At 61.1% G+C, this 18,824-nt stretch carries 19 protein-coding genes; 6 read left to right on the top strand and 13 right to left on the bottom strand.

The genetic code is table 11. The features are described 5' to 3' along the window. Window positions 1–72: 72 nt before the first annotated feature. A complete protein-coding gene (locus H4I97_RS01005) occupies window positions 73–1,347 on the bottom strand; it encodes an aspartate kinase (RefSeq protein WP_182306126.1) in 1,275 nt (424 codons plus the stop codon). 397 nt (window positions 1,348–1,744) lie between these two features. Next, a complete protein-coding gene (locus H4I97_RS01000; protein ID WP_182306125.1) occupies window positions 1,745–2,461 on the bottom strand; it encodes an SH3 domain-containing protein in 717 nt (238 codons plus the stop codon). Between the two features lie 187 nt (window positions 2,462–2,648). Between H4I97_RS01000 and ubiG the strand changes: the two genes are divergently transcribed. Beyond that, entirely contained in the window at window positions 2,649–3,413 is a 765-nt protein-coding gene (gene ubiG, locus H4I97_RS00995; RefSeq protein WP_182306124.1) for a bifunctional 2-polyprenyl-6-hydroxyphenol methylase/3-demethylubiquinol 3-O-methyltransferase UbiG, read from the top strand. Then, entirely contained in the window at window positions 3,410–3,961 is a 552-nt protein-coding gene (locus H4I97_RS00990; RefSeq protein ID WP_182306123.1) for a DUF924 family protein, read from the top strand. Before ubiG ends, H4I97_RS00990 begins: the two co-directional genes overlap by 4 nt. 65 nt (window positions 3,962–4,026) lie before the next feature. On the opposite strand, the gene H4I97_RS00985 is transcribed toward H4I97_RS00990, so the two are convergent. From H4I97_RS00985 to H4I97_RS00970, 4 genes are read right to left on the bottom strand one after another with little or no spacing between them, the layout of a single operon-like run. Further along, window positions 4,027–4,455 carry a DUF1178 family protein gene (locus H4I97_RS00985; protein WP_182306122.1) on the bottom strand — a complete coding sequence of 143 codons (429 nt, stop codon included), beginning with the start codon at window positions 4,453–4,455 and terminating at the stop codon, window positions 4,027–4,029. Further along, complete coding sequence (locus H4I97_RS00980; RefSeq protein ID WP_182307502.1) at window positions 4,452–5,309, bottom strand: carbon-nitrogen hydrolase family protein; 858 nt, start codon at window positions 5,307–5,309, stop codon at window positions 4,452–4,454. The genes H4I97_RS00985 and H4I97_RS00980 overlap by 4 nt, the downstream gene beginning before the upstream one ends. A 13-nt stretch (window positions 5,310–5,322) precedes the next feature. Continuing rightward, window positions 5,323–5,580 (bottom strand): glutaredoxin 3, encoded by a 258-nt coding sequence (gene grxC / locus H4I97_RS00975; protein ID WP_182306121.1) that lies wholly within the window; start codon window positions 5,578–5,580, stop codon window positions 5,323–5,325. Between the two features lie 46 nt (window positions 5,581–5,626). Continuing rightward, on the bottom strand, window positions 5,627–6,403 hold the full coding sequence (locus H4I97_RS00970) for a ComF family protein (RefSeq protein WP_182306120.1): 777 nt from the start codon (window positions 6,401–6,403) through the stop codon (window positions 5,627–5,629). 62 nt (window positions 6,404–6,465) lie between these two features. On the opposite strand from H4I97_RS00970, the gene H4I97_RS00965 reads away from it, so the two are divergent. Then, window positions 6,466–7,341: a methyltransferase domain-containing protein gene (locus H4I97_RS00965; protein ID WP_182306119.1), complete on the top strand. Its 876-nt coding sequence runs from the start codon at window positions 6,466–6,468 to the stop codon at window positions 7,339–7,341. A 5-nt stretch (window positions 7,342–7,346) separates the two neighbouring features. On the opposite strand, the gene H4I97_RS00960 is transcribed toward H4I97_RS00965, so the two are convergent. From H4I97_RS00960 to H4I97_RS00935, 6 genes are all read right to left on the bottom strand, one after another. Beyond that, window positions 7,347–7,520: a Flp family type IVb pilin gene (locus H4I97_RS00960; protein WP_182306118.1), complete on the bottom strand. Its 174-nt coding sequence runs from the start codon at window positions 7,518–7,520 to the stop codon at window positions 7,347–7,349. A gap of 41 nt (window positions 7,521–7,561) precedes the next feature. Next, complete coding sequence (locus H4I97_RS00955) at window positions 7,562–7,882, bottom strand: hypothetical protein (protein WP_182306117.1); 321 nt, start codon at window positions 7,880–7,882, stop codon at window positions 7,562–7,564. 96 nt (window positions 7,883–7,978) lie between these two features. Then, window positions 7,979–8,392 carry an 8-oxo-dGTP diphosphatase MutT gene (gene mutT, locus H4I97_RS00950; protein ID WP_182306116.1) on the bottom strand — a complete coding sequence of 138 codons (414 nt, stop codon included), beginning with the start codon at window positions 8,390–8,392 and terminating at the stop codon, window positions 7,979–7,981. Next, complete coding sequence (locus H4I97_RS00945; protein ID WP_182306115.1) at window positions 8,389–9,168, bottom strand: GNAT family N-acetyltransferase; 780 nt, start codon at window positions 9,166–9,168, stop codon at window positions 8,389–8,391. Before H4I97_RS00945 ends, mutT begins: the two co-directional genes overlap by 4 nt. A gap of 8 nt (window positions 9,169–9,176) precedes the next feature. Then, the gene (gene argJ / locus H4I97_RS00940; protein WP_182306114.1) at window positions 9,177–10,418 is read right to left on the bottom strand and encodes a bifunctional glutamate N-acetyltransferase/amino-acid acetyltransferase ArgJ; all 1,242 of its coding nucleotides are present in this window, start codon (window positions 10,416–10,418) and stop codon (window positions 9,177–9,179) included. 79 nt (window positions 10,419–10,497) lie between these two features. Beyond that, a complete protein-coding gene (locus H4I97_RS00935) occupies window positions 10,498–11,340 on the bottom strand; it encodes a peptidylprolyl isomerase (protein ID WP_182306113.1) in 843 nt (280 codons plus the stop codon). Window positions 11,341–11,583: 243 nt separating this feature from the next. Here H4I97_RS00935 and secA point away from each other — a divergent pair, with 243 nt between their 5' ends. The 3 genes from secA (at window position 11,584) to H4I97_RS00920 (ending at window position 17,151) form a co-directional block, all read left to right on the top strand. After that, a complete protein-coding gene (gene secA / locus H4I97_RS00930; RefSeq protein ID WP_182306112.1) occupies window positions 11,584–14,310 on the top strand; it encodes a preprotein translocase subunit SecA in 2,727 nt (908 codons plus the stop codon). A 145-nt stretch (window positions 14,311–14,455) separates the two neighbouring features. Then, on the top strand, window positions 14,456–15,874 hold the full coding sequence (locus H4I97_RS00925) for a lipopolysaccharide biosynthesis protein (protein WP_182306111.1): 1,419 nt from the start codon (window positions 14,456–14,458) through the stop codon (window positions 15,872–15,874). Continuing rightward, a complete protein-coding gene (locus H4I97_RS00920; protein ID WP_182306110.1) occupies window positions 15,871–17,151 on the top strand; it encodes a GNAT family N-acetyltransferase in 1,281 nt (426 codons plus the stop codon). The genes H4I97_RS00925 and H4I97_RS00920 overlap by 4 nt, the downstream gene beginning before the upstream one ends. A 6-nt stretch (window positions 17,152–17,157) precedes the next feature. Here H4I97_RS00920 and H4I97_RS00915 read toward each other — a convergent pair whose 3' ends face one another. Continuing rightward, a complete protein-coding gene (locus H4I97_RS00915) occupies window positions 17,158–18,798 on the bottom strand; it encodes an AMP-binding protein (protein ID WP_182306109.1) in 1,641 nt (546 codons plus the stop codon). Window positions 18,799–18,824 lie beyond the last annotated feature (26 nt).

Raw genomic sequence — 18,824 nt, 5'->3', positions numbered from 1 at the left:
GAAAACGGTCTATGGACGGGGCGGTCCACCACCCGCGTCAATCGTCGAGAGTGGCAAACCGCCTCAGCGGAATCAATTCTTATCGAGGCCGTAGCAGGAATGCAAAGTCCGGACCGCGAGTTCGGCATAGGGGCCGTCGATCAGGATGGAAATCTTGATCTCCGACGTGGTTATCGCCTTGATGTTGATCCCCTTTTCGGCGAGTGACTTGAACGCGGTGGCCGCCACGCCGGCATGGCTGCGCATGCCGATACCGATAACCGAGACCTTGACCAGTCCCGATTCGCTCTGGACCACGTCGTAACCGATCTGCTCCCTGTTGTCGCCGAGAACAGCGAGCGCCTTGTCGACGTCGCCGGAGGGAACCGTGAAGGTCATATCGGTCCGCGTTCCGTCCTCGGAGATATTCTGCACGATCATGTCGACGTTGATGTGCGCTTCGGCAAGCGGACCGAAAATCGCGGCGGAAACGCCCGGCCGGTCGGCGACGCGGCGCAGCGAGATTTGCGCTTCATCCTTGGCATACGCAATGCCGGTGACAACTTCCTGTTCCACGATCTCTTCCTCATCGCAAATCAACGTACCGGGCGGGTTGAGAAGGTCGCCCATTCCCGGTGCATCCGGGTCCTCGAAACTCGAACGCACGAAGGTTCGAACCTTGTGCACCATGGCGAGCTCGACCGAGCGCACCTGCAGCACCTTCGCGCCCAGCGACGCCATCTCTAACATTTCTTCGAAGGCGATCTTCTTCAGTCGGCGTGCTTTCGGCTCGACACGAGGATCCGTCGTATAGACGCCGTCGACATCCGTGTAGATGTCGCAACGATCGGCTTTCACCGCCGCGGCAATCGCAACCGCCGAGGTATCGGAACCGCCGCGGCCGAGCGTCGAGATACGATTGTCGGGGCCGATGCCCTGGAAACCCGCGACGACGGCGACCTGCCCTTCACCCATCCGGCGAACAATGTCCGAGCCGTCGATCTCCTGAATGCGGGCGGCGCCGTGCGCGTTATCCGTCTTGATCGGAATCTGCCAACCCTGCCAGGAACGTGCATTGACACCCATCGACTGCAAGGCGATCGCAAGCAGACCGGAAGTTACCTGCTCTCCCGAAGCGACGACCGCATCGTATTCGCGCGCATCATAGAAAGGCGAGTCGGCGCCTGCGACCTTGGGCACGTTACGCACCCAATCGACCAGCTCGTTCGTCTTGCCCGACATCGCCGAAACGACAACGGCCACTTCGTGGCCGGCGTCAACCTCACGTTTCACATGCCGTGCGACATTGTGAATACGTTCGAGATTGGCGACGGAAGTTCCGCCGAATTTCATCACGATGCGAGCCATTGCCTAAACTACCGTCACGAATATTGGGTACCGACCGGCACCGCTGAAGATGCACCCGGGCGCAGGGCACGGGCGAGTTGCGGTCTCATAGCCAAATCCCCTCGGAAGTTCAATGGCCCCGTGGCCGGAAATGCCCACGGGTCAAGGGGTTTCGTGTCGACCGAGCCCGACCACGCCGAGAGAGAGTTACGTCGTTCGGGATCGAGACGAGGGGGCGAACTGTCGTGGCGAAGGAAAGAAGAGGCGAGCGGTAAGCCTGGAAAACCCGGGCAGCGCGACTCTGCCGAAATATAGAAAGAGCGCCCGGGACGACTCGTATCCACGGAGCGCTTCGTCGGAGCATACGCTTCAAACGAAAACCTGCGCGATCACGGTGGTGACCGCGCAGGTCCTGTTGTCAATCGTGCGACTGGCAGGCAAGCATTCCCCAGTTGCAACGGACGCGTTGCTCACCCTGGGACCGTTTCTTGTTTCTCTCCTGGATCATTTCCCCGCGGTCGCGCGGCGGCAGGTGACGCATCTTGCGTTCGTAGACCGCCCGCGCACGTTCCTCGTCACGCATGACCCGCGGCGCGGGAGGTGGCGGCGGGTCTCGCCGTTTCTCGCGGACACGCCGGGACGGCTCGCGCCAACCGTAGTCCTCATCCTCGTCGTCGTTCCATCGCGGCGGCGGCGGACGACGATAATCATCGCGGCGAACTGTCGGGCGGTAGTAGCCGTCCCGCCATTCATCCCGATGACGATAGAAGTCCCGATCTCGATAGTGGCGGTCCCAGTAGGTGTCGATGCTGAACATTACGGTCGGAATGCCGAGCGGCTCGTAGTAGCTCGGCCCGACATAGACGCGGCGCTGCTCATAGGTCGCCTGCAGGTAACTCCCTGACACCCACCCACGGATCCCGCGGTAGTCGACGTCGCACCAGGCCTGCGAGCTCAGACATCCGCGGATGTCGACACTACTGCCGTAAGGAATAACCAACACAGGCGGGTATTGGGTACTGGGACCCGAGCGCATATTGACGTCCGCCGTCGAGTAAGCGGGCGCCGCTTCCGCAAGCGCCGGCAAGCCAAAGGCTCCCAAGGCGGCCACCACAAGTAGCGATAGTTTCTTCATGAGCGTCTCCTGAGCCCCAATGGGGCCTATGCGTATCGAAACGGTAACGTTCCGGCATTGTGGATGTTCCGCCTTTCCGGCTGTATTGAGGCAAGCTCCGGCGCGCCACGTTCGGCAGATACCGTGGACTTGACATCCGCAGTCGATCGTCCGACTTGATTTCTTCGGAATTCATGGAGATCGGCAAATGACCGAACAGGCGCGCACCACCATCGATCAGGTCGAGGTCGACCGTTTTTCGGCAATGGCTGCGGAATGGTGGGACCCCACCGGCAAGTTCAAACCGCTGCACAAGATCAACCCGGTGCGATTGACCTACATTCGCGACAAGGTCGCTGAACATTTCGGACGAGATCCGAAAAGCCACCAGCCACTGCAGGGACTGCGAATTCTCGATATCGGTTGCGGCGGCGGCCTGCTCTCCGAGCCAGTCGCACGGATGGGCGCGACCGTCCTTGGGGCAGATGCTTCTGAGAGAAATATCGGCATCGCCCGCACCCATGCCGAGCAGACGGGAACCACCGTCGATTACCGCGCCGTGACGGCAGAGTCGCTGGCAGCCGCCGATGAGCGTTTCGACGTCGTACTGAACATGGAAGTCGTCGAACACGTTGCAGACGTCGATTTCTTCATCACCACATGTGCCTCGATGGTGAAGCCGGGCGGCCTCATGTTGATTTCGACGATCAACCGCACACTCAAGGCCGCCGCGCTCGCGATTGTCGGCGCGGAATACGTCCTCGGCTGGCTTCCTCGCGGAACGCACCAATATGAGAAGCTGGTGCGCCCCGAAGAATTGGAGGCACCCCTTCAACAGAGCGGAATGAACCTGCTTGAGCGAACGGGCGTCTTCTTCAATCCCTTGCAGAACCAATGGCGCCTTTCGCCGGACACCGACGTCAACTACATGGTGCTGGCGGCGCGGCCTGCTGTACGGGAGGCGCGACCATGATGTCGCCGGCCGACGTCGTCGCATTCTGGAACGGTCAAGGTTACGACAAGTGGTTTGCCCGCGACGCTGCACTGGACGCTGCGATCATGCTTCACTATGCCGAGCTGCACATGCAGGCCGCGCGGGGTGAGTTGTCCGCTTGGGAGGAAAGCGCCGAAGGCTCGCTTGCACTGCTCCTGCTTCTCGACCAGTTTCCGCGCAATCTCTACCGTGGTACGGGACATGCCTTCGCAACAGACGGCCTCGCCCGTGCGGTAGCGCGGCGGGCGCTTGCGGCCGGCTTTGACCGGCAGGTGGATGCGACGCTGGCTATCTTCTTCTATCTTCCGTTCGAGCATTCGGAAGACCCGGCGGACCAGAGCCTCAGCGTCCGCCTCTTCACGGAACACCGAGACCGCTGCGGCGACGAGCGCACACTCCCGTACGCCATCGAACATCGGGATATAATCGCACGTTTCGGGCGGTTTCCCCATCGCAACGCCGCACTCGGTCGCGAGACAATGCCCCAAGAACAAGCCTACCTGGACGGCGGGGGCTTCAAGGGCTGAGGTCAATCGTGAGCGAGACTGCCCTCGGCAATTCGGCATCTTCGTCGGGTTGCCGGAACCTACCGTCAGTTCACTTCATCGGGAAGAACAGGGATCGGAGCGACCTCTATCCCCTCTTCGACCAGCGCCCTGACCTCCGCAGGTGACGCCTGGCCGACGAGTCCGCGCGCATCGGCTTCTCCGTAGTGAATTTTGCGCGCTTCCTCCGGGAAACGCTCCCCGACGTCCTCGCTGTTGGCGCGAATGGCCGCGACCGCCTCCTTCAATTTTTGAAGGGCCTCTCGCTGCTCAGTGGTCGCCACGAGCGCATGAGCCGCCTCCCTCTTGCGCGCGGTGGACACAGAGGGTGCCATCAGCAGTTTCGACACCTTTGCAGAGCCGCAAGCGGGACAGTTCACCAGACCGAGCGCCTGCTGCCTTTCGTAGTCGGCGCTCTCCGAGAACCATCCCTCGAATTCGTGGGCGTTGTCACAGCGAAGCGAGTAGCGAATCAAACAGTCACGCCCTCCTTGGCGGATAAAGGTGACGTTTCGAGCGTGAACTCTCGAGCGTTCTTGAGGTTCGGAATCTTCGCGCGCGCGGCCTTCACCGCAACCACGTCGATATCAGCGAGCACGATTGCCTCGCCTGTCCCGGCAGCAGACGCCAGGACCCTGCCCCAGGGGTCGACGATCATGGAATGGCCGAAAGTCTCGCGACCGTCCTCATGAACCCCGGCTTGCGCAGCAGCGATCACGAAGGCGCCGTTCTCGATGGCGCGGGCACGCAGCAGCACTTCCCAGTGAGCTTCTCCGGTCTGGCGCGTGAACGCTGCAGGAACGGTCAGCACGTCGGCACCGGCCACCGCCTCGGTGCGAAAGAGCGCTGGGAAACGCAAATCGTAGCAGATCGCGAAACCGAGCCGTGCGAACGGCAATTCCACCACGCGAGCTTCCGAACCCGGACGATAGACGGCACTTTCGCGCCAGCTCTCTCCATTGTCGAGATCGACGTCGAACATGTGGATCTTGTCATAGGAGCAGATCTTGCGACCGTCCGGTCCGAACAGAAAAGCGCGATTAGCGATCTTTCCGTCGGGAAGCGCGATGGCCGTCGAGCCGACGTGCAGATGAATCTTCAGCTCTTTCGCGAGGCTCGCCGCCGTCTTGACAATAATGTCGGTATCCTCGTCGCGCAGGACGGACGCAAGTCCCTGGCGATCGCGTTGCACCGCGCCGGTCATTTCGGGTGTCTGCACGTACGTTGCGCCGTGTCCCGCGGCCTCGCGCACGAGACGGGCCATGGCGTCGGCATTCTTGTCCGGGTTCACCCCGGAGCACATCTGGACTGCAGCGGCCTTGAACGTCATCGCTTCACGCTCCCTAGTTTGCCAGCATCGCGTCGAGCTTGCCGGCCCGATTGAGTGCATAAAGATCGTCGCAACCGCCCACATGCTTGTCACCAATGAATATCTGCGGGAAGGTCATGCCTCCGTTCGACTTGGCGATCATCTCTTCCCGCACCTCTGGCCTGCCTGTCGCGTCATGCTCGACATAGGCGACACCTTTCGATTCGAGCAGCGCCTTGGCGCGTGCGCAGTAGCCACAGAATTGGCGTGTGTAGATCGTCACAGATGCCATGCTTTTCTCCGAAGCCACCGGGGCCGAACTGAATGTCGTGGTAGCGTCATATAGGATCGGACAATGCCCTTGCAAAGGTTAAAACTGAGACGTCAGCCGCTCCGGCTCGTTTCAGAATCCTGGTAACTGCAGAGACCGTTGCCCCGGTCGTGAAGACGTCGTCAATCAGGACGAGTCGACGTCCAAAGACGTCGGTCTCGCAGCCGGATGCGATTGCAAAAGCGCCGCGCACGTTATCGGCGCGTGCGTTCACGCTGAGCCCGACCTGCTGGGCAGTACGCTTCACGCGCAGAACGGCGGATGCGAGAAACGGCTTATCGATCGACCGGGCTATGTGCCGAGCCAACTCCGCGGACTGGTTGAACTTGCGTGTGAAGAGTCGTGTCCGATGCAACGGGACGGCAAGAACAGCGTCGCACACGGCAAGCTCCGGGGCGCCGGCACGCACCATCCAGCGAGCGATAACAGGCGCGAGATCGAGGCGGTCCCGGTACTTGAGGCTGTGCACCAGCTCACGGACGATGCCGTCATGGATCGCAACGGAACGCAAGCGGTCGAAGGCGGGAGGATCGGCGATTGCTTCCGGGGAGAGCGCTCCCTCTCCGTGGTCGTAGGGAAACGGCGTACCCAGAACTTCGCAGAAAGGGCGCTCAATGAACCCTATCGAGGTCCAGCACTTCGCGCAAAGCGCACCGTGGCCGGCGACCCGAATCCCACAATGGGCGCAGGACGGCGGGTAAACGAGATCGCGAACGAATGTCGCGAACGTCGCAAGGGGCGGCGCTCTTAACCGGCCTGCAGATTGCGCTATATGAGCGTCCATAGGTTGACATTAGGCCCTTGCGGGCGCCTTTACCACACGCATAGTTTCAGCCGGACAGTGCCATGGACAAACTCTTCGATCTCGACCTGGTGACCGAAAATCGCCGCCGCGCCCATGTGCGGCATACAGACGGGGCGGATTTCCTGCTGCAGGTCGCGGCCCATGAACTCGCTGAAAGACTCTCTCTGGTCGAACGCCGTTTCGAGCAGGCGGTCGAGCTGCACGGAGCAAGCGGTACGACCGCGAGAGCGTGCATGGAAACCGGCAAGATCGGCGAACTCGTGCGCGTTGAAACACATTCGAGTTTCGCCCAATCGGGCGAAGCCTTGACCGAAGCACCGCTGGAGCAAGTGCCGCTCGACGAACAGTCCGTCAACCTGGTTTTGTCGCCGCTTGCACTTCATGTCACCAACGACACGCCCGGCGTTCTCATACAGATCCGCAAGGCGTTGAAGCCCGACGGACTCTTTCTGGCAGCCATTCCCGGCGCGGGAACGCTCGCCGAACTGCGCGACGTCCTCCTGGCGACGGAAATTGAACTCTCGGGTGGAGCCAGTCCACGTGTCATCCCGTTTGCGGACATCCGCGACATCGGTGCGTTGATGCAGCGAGCCGGATTCGCGCTTCCTGTCATCGATGCACAGACCTATACGGTCCGCTACGATTCGATTTTCGGACTTATGCGGGATCTCAAGGCCATGGGGATGGCAAATCCGCTCGTTGACCGTAGCCGCAGACCGCTTGGCAGGGCTTTCTTCCTGCGCGCCGCGGAGAAATACGCGGAACGCTACGCAGACCCCGACGGGCGTATCCGTGCAACCTTCGTCTTCATCTACGTCTCGGGCTGGGCACCGCATGAAAGCCAGCAAAAGCCGCTGAAGCCCGGCTCGGCGAAGATGAGGCTGGCGGACGCGCTCGCCACCCCGAAACACGACTGACCCGGTCAGGTCCCCGCCGCGTTTATAGTTGTGGTGATCGTCTCGAAGACGTTCATCAGAGCGCCGGTGAACGCACCGTAGCCGGTGAGCAAGGCCACGGAGATTATTGCTGCGATCAGTCCGTATTCGACGGCCGTCGCGCCGGTGTTGTCGGCAACCAGATTTCTCAGCAGGCGCATGCTTCCCCCATTTTGCCGAACGTCTCCGGATCGGAATTCGCTCAGCAGCCGTCCCCCGCACCATAACGGTCGATGATGCAGACGGAGCCCGGCGTCTCTTGCAGGACGCTCCTGCGTATCGTGTATCGCTTGCCCGGCCCTGTCTTGCTGATCGAGCCCGTCGTTATGTTGTCGTAGTCATCCGGCGTGAATGCCAGACTCTTTCTTTCCGAGTTCCCCGCAAGCATAGGCGTGAGGATGAGCGACAGCGCAATCGCCGCTGTTCCGAACAGCAGTGCAATGTTCAAAACACCCGTCTTCCTGGCTTTTTGCGAAGACCGTTCTCCAGACCCGACGGTCTTCCAGAAATCCTCGTTTGCCATGATATGCCCCACGCACACTTTACCGCATGAACAGTTCTATCCATGCCTGAGGGTTATAAACTTTTCGTTAAGAACAACTGCAAGAACTTCGACGGACTACAGCAAGTCCTGCAGAAAGGGGATGAGCGGCTCGTCGGCCGGGGGCATCGGATAATCGCGCAACGCTTGCGGACGGACCCATTTGACCGCCTGCCCCTCCCTGCCATGGGCAATACCGTCATAGCGGCGGCAGATGAAGAGCGGCATCAACAGGTGAAAGCTGTCATAGCTGTGGCTTGCGAACGTGAGTGGCGCCAGGCACGGAATGCGGGTGGTGATCCCCAGTTCCTCGTCGAGCTCGCGCACGAGTGTCTCCTCGGGCGTTTCCCCTGCCTCGACCTTGCCGCCGGGAAACTCCCAGAGACCCGCGAGCGATTTTCCTTCGGGACGCTGGGCCAGCAAAATTCGCCCGTCCGTGTCCACGAGCGCACAGGCGGCGACCAGCAGGATCGGTTTGGGTCCGCCATTCATTGCGAACCATCCTTGGACCAGTAGCGGTAACGGTACGCCTCAACGAAGCCGAGCCGCGCATAGAGCGAGAGGGCCGCCTCGTTGTCCGTGGAAACCTGAAGCCAGGCCATGCGCGCGCCACGCATCCGCGCCCAGCGGAGTGCGGACGAAAGGACTTCCATGCCGACACCACGCCGGCGATGCTTGTCCGACACAGCAAAGAGCAGAATGCCGGCAAGATCATTATCCTGCACGCAAAGGAGCGAGGCGACCGGACCCGCGTTGGGGTCCTCGATCAGGAACATGCCGACCGTGGGCTTGATGGAATTGATGACTTCGGCAAGGACCGGCTTCAGCGCAGGGTCTTGGCCCTGAAGTGCAAGACTGGCGTCGACGAAACGCCCGACATCCTGGGTCGGCAGGTGATCCAGCGTATCGGGAATATCCAGAGCAGTTAGATCGACCGTCTGGGTGACGACCTCCTCGAAACAGGTCCAGCCCTCTGCGATCAGATGTTCCACGAGCGGCTTGGGTGTCAGTGGCGTTTCCCGCACCACCAGCGGGCGGCCATAGGCGTCGAACTTCCGCGCGGCGCGCTCGAGCCGCAGCGCAATGTCGCGACTGTCGGACGGATCCAGCGCGACCACGCAATTCAGCCGTTTCGACGGATGTCCGCCGGTCAGCCGGACCTGCCAGCTGCCGTCATACTGTACGGAAGCGGCAGGCCAAGCGCGGAAACTGACCGCTTCCAGCCGCCGCACGAGCGGAAGATTCGCCTGCTGTCGCTCCGCTTGCATCCGCGCCATCAACTCCGGTAATCGCCGTTGATCGCGACATATTCCTTTGTGAGATCGCACGTCCAGACGGTCGCCTGGCCGCTGCCGAGACCGATATCGACCCGGATTGCGACATCGTTCTCCTTCATCACGGCGCTTGCAGCCGCTTCGGAGTAAGCGGGATCACGCTCGCCATTGACTGCCACGCGAACATCGCCGAACCAGATGGCGAGCCGGTCACGATCGGCCATTTCACCGGATTTGCCGACAGCCATGACCACGCGGCCCCAGTTCGCATCTTCACCGGCAACCGCCGTCTTGACCAGCGGAGAGTTGGCGACCGACAGGCCGATGCGCTTCGCAGCAACGTCGTTCTCGGCGCCGGTGACGGTGATCGCGATCATCTTTCGGGCACCTTCGCCATCGCGGACCACCTGCAACGCCAGATCCTTGAGAAGGTCGTTGAGGGCAACCCTGAAGCCGGCAAGGCGGGCGTCGTCTGCAGATTCGACGCGCAGCTGTCCGTCCGCGGCGGCGGCGCCGGTCGCAAAAAGCATCAGCGTGTCCGAGGTCGAGGTGTCACTGTCGACCGTTACGGAATTGAACGTCGGTCCGACGCCGGCAGACAACAAAGCCTGCAGCGCAGGCGCTGCAATGTCCGCATCGGTGACCACGAAAGACAGCATCGTCGCCATGTCCGGCGCAATCATGCCGGCGCCCTTGGCGATGCCGTTGATCGTCACGTCGACACCATCGATTTTCGCCGTCCGGGTCGCCACCTTCGGATAGGTGTCGGTCGTCATGATCGCCTTGGCCGCTTCCAGCCAGAAATCGCCGGTCGCGCTCTTCGCCATGTCGCCGAGGACGCCGGAGAACTTGGTCGCATCGAGCGGCTCGCCGATGACGCCCGTGGAGGCGAGATAGATCTCATTCTCTCCGCATCCAAGCGCCGCGGCCGCCGACTTCGCGGTAAGCGTCGTCGCCTCCCTGCCCTTCATCCCCGTGAATGCATTCGCATTGCCGGAGTTGACGACCACGCCGAGTGCGACGCCATGAGAGAGATTCGAGCGGCAGAAATCGACCGGCGCCGACGGGCACTTCGATTTCGTGAATACGCCGGCAACCGCTGCGGGCTTGTCGAAGGCCATCAGAAGGACGTCGGTGCGGTTCTTGTACTTGATGCCGGCTGCCGCAGTCGCCATGCGGACACCTCTGACAGGCGGCATGACAGGGTAGGATTTGGGAGCAAGCGGGGAAACGGTGGCAGACATTTCTTTGCGGCCTGAATAATACGAAGCACAAAAGGGAAGGCCCGCGCTACCTGCGCGGGCCGAAAGACCATTGCCGCGATTACGGCTGCTTGTTCACGTCTTCATAGCCCTTGCGCAGGGTCTCATCGACGATCTCGACCTTCTGGTCGGCCTTCGCCTTGGCAATCAGTTCGAGATACTTGTCGCGCATGACGAGTTGGCGAACCTGCTGCGCGACATCTTCGTAGGCCGGCGGCGGCGCGTCGCGCTTGTCCTCGACCTTGATCACATGAAAGCCGAACTGTGTCTTGACCGGGGTCTTCGAGTAAGTGCCCTTCTCCATGGCGAACGCAGCCTGTTCGAATTCCGGTACCATCCGCCCCTTGGTGAAGTAACCGAGGTCGCCACCTTCCGACTTGTTCGGGTCAGTGGATTTCTCCTTCGCAAGCTCGACGAAATCCTTGCCCTTGTCGAGTTCGGCGATGACGGCCTTCGCCTCGTCTTCGGTCTTCACGAGGATGTGCCGTGCACGAACCTCTTCCTGCTTCGGGAGAGCGGCGATCTCCTTCTCGTAGCGTGCCTTGACCTCGTCGTCGGTTACGGCATCGACCACGTGCTTCTTGAAATACAGGTTATGGAGCTCCCGTTCGGCGATGAACTGCATGCGCTGCTGGTAGGCGGGGTCATCCTTCAGGCCCTCGGCCGTGGCGTTGCCTGCCAGAAGCTTGACGTCGATGGCGCTCGAAAGGGCGGCAACCTTCTTCTGCTCGTCCGGAAGCTGCGACAGCTGCGGATCGAGATTTGCCAGCGCAATATCGAGCTCGGATTGACGGATCTCGAGGTTGCCGACCTTCGCCACCAGGGCGTCCTCGGCAAAAGCAGGTACCTTAAGGCCCACGAGCGCCACGCATGCAGCAAGGGCAAGTTTATGATAGCGAGACATGACAGACCTTTCGAATAGGGTACCGCTTCAAACCGATTGAATCGGGCGAAAAGTTGTCGGATACGCCGGAAACCAACGCCTCCGCAGCAACCTGTCCCGTTGACATCATTCGACCCCCCTCTTATCTGTCACGCAACCTCGCGTCCAGTGAAGTTTCCGGTGGCGGCACTCCATTTCGTCCGTGATCGGGTGCCGGCGAGTGCGCACGCAATATGTGACGAAGTGTCAGAAAGGACCACGCTGATGGTCAGTCTTGGTGGGCTCGCCCGCAAACTGTTCGGCTCGGCAAACGATCGCCGTATCCGCTCCTACCAGCCGAAGGTCGCGGCGATAAACGCTCTCGAAGACAGCATGAAGGCTCTGGACGACGGAGCGCTTGCCGCCAAGACGGCAGAGTTCCGCGAACAGCTTGCCGCGGGCAAAAACCTCGAGGATCTTCTCGTCCCCGCTTTCGCAGTCGCCCGCGAAGCCGCACGCCGAACGCTCGGGCTGCGCCCGTTCGATGTTCAGCTCATCGGCGCGATGATCCTGAACGACAATTCCATCGCTGAAATGAAGACGGGTGAAGGCAAGACCCTCGTTGCGACGCTTGCCGTTTATCTGAATGCACTCGCAGGCAAGGGTGTTCACGTCGTTACCGTCAACGACTACCTCGCCAAGCGCGACTCGACGACGATGGGCAAGCTCTACAGCTTCCTCGGCATGACCACCGGCGTGATCGTGCACGGGCTGTCGGACGAGGAACGGCGGGCAGCCTACGCCTGCGACATCACCTACGCGACGAATAACGAACTCGGTTTCGATTATCTCCGCGACAACATGAAATACGAGCGCTCGCAGATGGTGCAGCGCGGCCATAACTACGCCATCGTCGACGAAGTGGACTCGATCCTGGTCGATGAAGCACGCACGCCGCTCATCATCTCCGGCCCGCTCGATGACCGCTCCGATCTATACACGACGATCGATGCCTTCATTCCGCTGTTGTCCGAGGAAGACTACGAGATCGACGAAAAGCAGCGCTCGGCGAATTTCTCCGAGGTCGGCACCGAGAAGCTGGAAAACCTGCTCCGGGAAGCCAACCTTCTGAAGGGTGCTTCGCTGTACGACGTCGAAAACGTCGCGATCGTCCATCATATCAACAATGCGCTGAAAGCGCACAAGCTCTTCACGCGCGACAAGGACTACATCGTCCGCAACGACGAGGTCGTCATCATCGACGAGTTCACCGGCCGAATGATGCCTGGCCGACGCTATTCGGAAGGACAGCACCAGGCGCTGGAAGCCAAGGAAAAGGTGCAGATCCAGCCCGAAAACCAGACCCTGGCCTCGATCACCTTCCAGAACTATTTCCGCATGTATGGCAAGCTTGCCGGCATGACCGGCACGGCGGCAACCGAAGCGGAAGAATTCGCCAATATCTACGGCCTCGACGTGGTCGAGGTTCCGACGAACCTCCCCATCCAGCGCGTAGACGAGGACGACGAGGTCTACCGGACCGCCGAGGAGAAGTTCCGGGCAATCATTGAAGAGATCAAGACGGCCAACGGACGCGGACAGCCGGTCCTTGTCGGCACTACCTCGATCGAGAAGTCGGAACTGCTTGCCGCCTTGCTGAAGCAATCCGGTTTTCAGGATTTCTCCGTGCTCAACGCGCGCTACCATGAGCAGGAAGCCTATATCGTCAGCCAGGCGGGCGTGCCGGGTGCGGTGACCATCGCAACGAACATGGCCGGCCGCGGCACCGACATCCAGCTCGGTGGCAACCTCGAGATGCGGATCGAGCGCGAAACGGCTGAGATGGAGGCCGGCCCGGAACGCGACGCCAAAGTCGCGGAAATCACGGACGAGGTCGCTCGGCTCAAGCAGAAGGCGCTTGAAGCGGGCGGCCTTTATGTCATCGCGAGCGAGCGGCACGAGAGCCGCCGCATCGACAATCAGCTGCGCGGTCGTTCCGGCCGCCAGGGCGACCCCGGCCGCTCCAAGTTCTATCTGTCGCTCCAGGATGACCTGATGCGCATCTTCGGTTCCGACCGGATGGACGGAATGCTGCAGAAGCTGGGGCTGAAGGAAGGCGAGGCGATCGTCCACCCCTGGATCAACAAGGCACTCGAGCGCGCGCAGAAGAAGGTCGAGGCGCGGAACTTCGATATCCGCAAAAATCTTCTGAAATACGACGACGTTCTAAACGACCAGCGTAAGGTCATCTTCGAGCAGCGTATTGAGCTCATGGATTCTCCGGATGTCTCGGCAACCATCGCCGACATGCGCAATGACGTCATCGAGTCGCTTGTAAGTCTCCACATTCCCGAACGGGCCTATGCCGAGCAATGGGACACGGCAGGCCTCAAGGCGGCCGTTGCACAGCTCCTCAATCTCGACCTTCCGATCGAGGAATGGGGGAAAGAGGAAGGCATCGCTGACGACGATATCCTCGCACGTATTACCGACGCCGCGGACAAGGCTGTCGCCGACAAGGCCGAACGTTTCGGTCCAGAGATCATGCATTATGTCGAACGCTCCGTGGTGCTCCAGACGATCGACCAGCTCTGGCGCGAGCATATTGTCAATCTCGACCATCTGCGTTCTGTGGTCGGTTTCCGCGGCTACGCCCAGCGTGATCCGCTGCAGGAATATAAGGCCGAGGCCTTCGAACTCTTCCAGGCACTGCTTGCAAATCTCCGCGAAGCCGTAACGACGCAGATGATGCGGGTCGAACTGGTGCGTGAAGCGCCGCCGCCGTCGGTTCCCGAGATGGAAGGCCATCATATCGACGCGACGACCGGCGAGGACGACTTCAACGAGGGCGGCTCTGCAGGCGCCCTCCTGGCGGCGCCCGACTACGTGGCTCCGGAAAACCGCGATCCCAAGGACCCATCCACTTGGGGTAAGGTCGGTCGCAACGAGGCGTGCCCTTGCGGCTCGGGAAAGAAGTACAAGCATTGCCACGGCGCCTTCGAACAGGCGTAAGAGGCAGGAACAAAAACTCTGGAAGGCGGCTCTCGGGCCGCCTTTCTGCATTATGGCGAGACACCCGTGCGCGACGGAGGAACCGTTTTTTAACCCTGACTAGGCACAATGCGCCGGTCAGTATTGCGTCATCGGTGAGTATAGCGTGTCGATCCCGGCAGTGATCCAGTTTGCGGAAAAAGTACTGCCGAGCAGCCTGCATCCGGCGTTCAGGCGGCTGGAGAGCGTGCTGCTGAGCGACGACGACAACGCCCAGTCCCGGCGCAAGGCGCTCATCGCCTTTGCGATCCGCGTCGTCAGCGCCGCGATTGCCCTTGTTTCCCAGATCATCCAGGCCCGGATCATGGGTGAGTTCGAATACGGCATATTCGTTTTCGTGTGGGTTCTGGTCGTGCTCGCCGGCAATCTCTCCTGCCTCGGCTTCCACGCGACGATCATCCGTTTCCTGCCACAGTACCAGGCGCTGGGCGAGTATGACAGCATCCGTGGGCTGACCCACACTGCGCGGCGCTTCTCGATGTTCATGGCAAGCCTGCTTGCCATCGCCGGCATCCTGCTCCTGCAGTTTGCGGGCGAACGGATCGAAACCTATTATGTCATGCCGCTGATCTTCGGCCTCGCCACCCTGCCGATGATTGCTTTGGGGGACGTCCTCGAAGGCACCGCCCGTGCCAACCACTGGACCATCGGAGCCCTGAGCCCGACCTATCTCATCCGTCCGACCCTTATCCTGCTCTTCATGGTGGTCGCAGTTCTCTTCGGCGCGCCGCACACGGCGACCACGGCCATGCAGGCAGCATTACTTGCCACCTATGTCACCTCCCTCTGCCAGTTCGCGGTTATCGAGTGGAGATTGCGGAAACGCTTCGTGTTCAATACGGCAAAGATTGACTTTCTCGTTTGGTTTAAGGTTGCAATCCCGATCTTCCTGATCGAGGGATTTTCCTTTCTCCTGACCAACTCGGATGTGGTCATCGTCGGTCTCTACCTCGATCCGGAACAGGTTGCCGTCTATTTCGCCGCGTCCAAGACCATGGCGCTCGTGCAGTTCGTCTATTTCGCCATAAAGACGGTCGTGGCGCCAAGGTTCTCGGCCATGATGGCGCAGTCGGACATACGGCAACTCGCGGTCTTCGCCGGCAACACCGTTCGCTGGAGCTTCTGGCCGTCGCTTCTGATGGGTTGCGCCGTGTTACTCTTCGGAAGGTTTCTTCTGATGCTATTCGGCGAGGCATTCACCTCCGGCTACGTCCTCATGGCGATCCTCCTCGCGGGCATCCTCTCGAAGGCGGTGGTCGGGCCCGGAGAAGTGCTGCTGACGATGGCCGGCCGGCAAGGCCTTTGTGTGTGGCTTTACGTGATCGCGCTCACGACAAACATCGCATTGAATGTTATTCTGATCCCGCTCTTCGGCTTGGTGGGTGCGGCTTCTGCCACTGCCGCGGCCATGATGGTCGAAGCGCTTCTCCTCCATGTCGCCGTGCGCACTTCGCTCGGTATCGTACTTTTCGCATTCGCCAATCCTCTGGCAATCCTGGACAGAACAAGGCCGTCACGATCATGATGCAGCCGCCGATCTTCAACGACAGCAAGAATGGTCCCGACAGCGTCCCTCCCGGGACACTCTCCGTGGACGGACGTCCGGGCGTCGCCGCCGACGTGCGTGTCGCTGTCGGACGCCCGGGACGCCACCTTGCGCTCTACCCCGGCCGCATGGGCTACGATCTGCAGGAAGAACTGGACTTCCTCACCTATCGAGCCATGGAACCCAATGTCTTTTTCGCTGCCCGCTTCCTTGCGCCGGCGATGCCACGGCTTGAGGATCGGCAGATCCGCATCGCCATCATTCGCGACGAGGTTGGCGCGCGTAGCCGCATGCGCCTGTTGATGCCGTTCTCCATCGAGAAGCCGGGCTTCTCCGTCGGCCCTTCGATCATCCGGGTCTGGGCCAACGACTTCGGTCCGCTCGGAACGCCGCTCGTCGACACGGAGGATGCTGCGGAGACGATTGACAACCTCTTCGAGGCGCTCGCCGCTCAGGAGGCAAAACTCCCCGGAGTCCTCGTCCTGCCCAGCCTTCGCGTCAACGGCCCGTTTGCCAAGCTTGCGAGAGCGCTGGCTCTCAGCCGGGACCTGCCCCTGACGATCACCAATCCTTCCGAGCGCCCGATGCTCGAGAGCTATGAGGACGGCAACACCTACCTCAGGAATGCTATCTCCCGTGGTCACCTGAAGGACATCCGCCGGCAGCGCCGGTTGCTCGCCCAGGAGGGCGAACTTCTCTACGATGTCGCCCGACAGCCCGAAGAGATCCGGCTGCGCATGGAGGAGTTCCTGTCGCTCGAGGCAAAGGGCTGGAAAGGGAAAAAACGGACGGCGCTCCTGAACGATCGTTATCGTTCCGCCTTCGCGCGTGAAGCCATCAGCAACCTTGCCGAGGTCGACGCTGTGCGCATTCACACTCTCGACCTCGACGGCAAAGCGGTCGCCTCGATGATCGTCTTCATCATGGCCGGCGAGGCCTACACCTGGAAAACCACGTTCGACGAGGATTATGCCCGCTTCTCACCCGGCAAATTGCTTGCCGCGGACCTGACCGTCTGGCACCTGGAAGACGCCAACATCGTGCGCACGGATTCCTCCACCGAGGCCGAGCAGACCATGCTGCACCGCATGTGGCGGGAACGTGAGGAGATGGCGACGGTGGTCATCGGTCTCAACCGCAACTCCGACCGTGACGTCCGGCAGGTGGCGACGCAACTTCATCTTTACAGAAATACCCGCAATCTCGCACGGATGCTGCGCGACAAGATCCTGTCGCGCCGATTTGGTGATCGCTGAGGCGCCTTATTCCGCAGCGAAACCAGCGATGTCCTGCTCACGCAGAAGCCGCCGGATCACCTTGCCCGACGTCGTCAGCGGCAACTCGTCCACGAAGGTGACCTCGCGGGGATATTCGTGCATCGACAAACGCTGCTTGACCCACAAGCGAAGATCGGCTGCCAACTCTGGACCCGGGACATGACCGGGCCTGAGAACGACAAAGGCCTTGACGATCTCCGTGCGCAGCGGATCCGGCTTGCCGATCACGGCCGCGAGCTGGACGGCGGGATGCCCGAGGAGGCAATCCTCGATCTCGCTGGGACCGATCCGGTATCCGGATGAGGTGATGACATCGTCATCACGACCGAGAAAAAAGAAATAACCCTCTTCATCTATCCGGCCCATGTCGCCGGTCGTCATCCACTCGCCAACGAACTTGGCCGCGGTCGCTTCCGGCTTCTGCCAGTATTCGAGAAACATCACCGGATCCGGACGGCGGACCGCAATCTGCCCGGCCGCGCCGGCCGGAAGAACGTTTCCTTCCGGATCGATGATTGCAACATCATGACCAGGCACCGGCCGTCCGATTGCACCGGCCTTGCTGATTCCGAGATGAGCCGCCGACGAGAGAACGAAGTTACACTCCGTCTGGCCGTAGAACTCGTTGGGCACGATCCCGAGCGCCGACTTCACCCACTCGTAGGTCTCTCGTCCGAGAGCTTCGCCCGCACTGCCGATACTCCGCAGAACAAGATCGTATCTGTCTCGCGGATTCTCGACCGCCTTCATCAGCCGCAGGGCGGTTGGCGGAATGAAGGCGTTGCGCACCTTCATCTCCGCCATGATGCGGAACGCCATGTGCGGGTCGAATTTCTGCGCGAGCGACGAAACCACCGGTATCCCGAGAAGCAGCGCCGGCAGCAGGGCGTTCAGCAGGCCTCCAGCCCAGGCCCAGTCCGCCGGCGTCCACATCTTGTCTCCCGGCTGCGGTGGAAACGCGTGCGCCATTTGAAAACCCGGCATATGCCCAGCAAGAACACGGTGACCGTGCAGGGCACCCTTTGGCGACCCGGTTGTCCCAGACGTGAAGATCATCATCGCAGGCTTGTCTGGACCACTCGCCAGAACCTCGAAGACGGGGGGGTGATCGTCGATCAGCTGGGCGAAGGAAAGGGTCGGGGCACCACCCTCGTCGATCGAGATCACGTGCTTGAGTTCAGGCAGGCGCCCGCGTATCGGCGCGAGGCGCAAAAGGCCGAAATTGTTGGTAACCACCACCTTGGCGCCGGACACCTGGAGACGAAATTCGAGCGCCTCTTCACCGAAGAGAAGAGCCAGCGGCAGTGCGATCGCACCGACCTTGTAAATCGAGACATGAGCGACAACCGTCTCGAAGGACTGCGGTAGCAACAGCGCCACGCGGTCGCCCATAGAGACGCCGAGCGAATGCAGGGCGTGGGCAAAGGCTGCGGAACGCTCGGAAAGCTCTCGATAGGTCATCGATTGATGATTGCCGTCGGGGCTGAAGTGTTCCAGACAGACCCGCTCGGGGTCGCGCGCCGCCCAGTCATCGCTGACGGCGCGTCCAATATTGAAGTCCCCGGGTATCTTCCAGGAGAAGTCGCGGAGGATGCTTTCGTAAGAACTGCTTGCTGGCAGAAACATGCCGGTATCCCGTCTCACATCGGGAA

The sequence above is a fragment of the Ciceribacter thiooxidans genome (genome assembly GCF_014126615.1).
Lineage (GTDB): Bacteria > Pseudomonadota > Alphaproteobacteria > Rhizobiales > Rhizobiaceae > Allorhizobium > Allorhizobium thiooxidans.
This window is presented reverse-complemented; position numbering and strand designations above follow the sequence as displayed.

Bases quoted from the DNA above. Each gene is read 5' to 3' on its own strand.
- H4I97_RS00980 (WP_182307502.1), bottom strand. From the start codon at position 5,309: ATGACGTTCAAGGCCGCTGCAGTCCAGATGTGCTCCGGGGTGAACCCG.
- mutT (WP_182306116.1), bottom strand. From the start codon at position 8,392: ATGAATGGCGGACCCAAACCGATCCTGCTGGTCGCCGCCTGTGCGCTC.
- secA (WP_182306112.1), top strand. From the start codon at position 11,584: ATGGTCAGTCTTGGTGGGCTCGCCCGCAAACTGTTCGGCTCGGCAAAC.
- H4I97_RS00960 (WP_182306118.1), bottom strand. From the start codon at position 7,520: ATGCGCCTGCTGAGAAATCTGGTTGCCGACAACACCGGCGCGACGGCC.
- H4I97_RS01005 (WP_182306126.1), bottom strand. From the start codon at position 1,347: ATGGCTCGCATCGTGATGAAATTCGGCGGAACTTCCGTCGCCAATCTC.
- H4I97_RS00920 (WP_182306110.1), top strand. From the start codon at position 15,871: ATGATGCAGCCGCCGATCTTCAACGACAGCAAGAATGGTCCCGACAGC.
- H4I97_RS00955 (WP_182306117.1), bottom strand. From the start codon at position 7,882: ATGGCAAACGAGGATTTCTGGAAGACCGTCGGGTCTGGAGAACGGTCT.
- argJ (WP_182306114.1), bottom strand. From the start codon at position 10,418: ATGTCTGCCACCGTTTCCCCGCTTGCTCCCAAATCCTACCCTGTCATG.
- H4I97_RS00970 (WP_182306120.1), bottom strand. From the start codon at position 6,403: ATGGACGCTCATATAGCGCAATCTGCAGGCCGGTTAAGAGCGCCGCCC.
- H4I97_RS01000 (WP_182306125.1), bottom strand. From the start codon at position 2,461: ATGAAGAAACTATCGCTACTTGTGGTGGCCGCCTTGGGAGCCTTTGGC.
- H4I97_RS00935 (WP_182306113.1), bottom strand. From the start codon at position 11,340: ATGTCTCGCTATCATAAACTTGCCCTTGCTGCATGCGTGGCGCTCGTG.
- H4I97_RS00990 (WP_182306123.1), top strand. From the start codon at position 3,410: ATGATGTCGCCGGCCGACGTCGTCGCATTCTGGAACGGTCAAGGTTAC.
- H4I97_RS00965 (WP_182306119.1), top strand. From the start codon at position 6,466: ATGGACAAACTCTTCGATCTCGACCTGGTGACCGAAAATCGCCGCCGC.
- H4I97_RS00915 (WP_182306109.1), bottom strand. From the start codon at position 18,798: ATGTTTCTGCCAGCAAGCAGTTCTTACGAAAGCATCCTCCGCGACTTC.
- H4I97_RS00945 (WP_182306115.1), bottom strand. From the start codon at position 9,168: ATGCAAGCGGAGCGACAGCAGGCGAATCTTCCGCTCGTGCGGCGGCTG.
- ubiG (WP_182306124.1), top strand. From the start codon at position 2,649: ATGACCGAACAGGCGCGCACCACCATCGATCAGGTCGAGGTCGACCGT.
- grxC (WP_182306121.1), bottom strand. From the start codon at position 5,580: ATGGCATCTGTGACGATCTACACACGCCAATTCTGTGGCTACTGCGCA.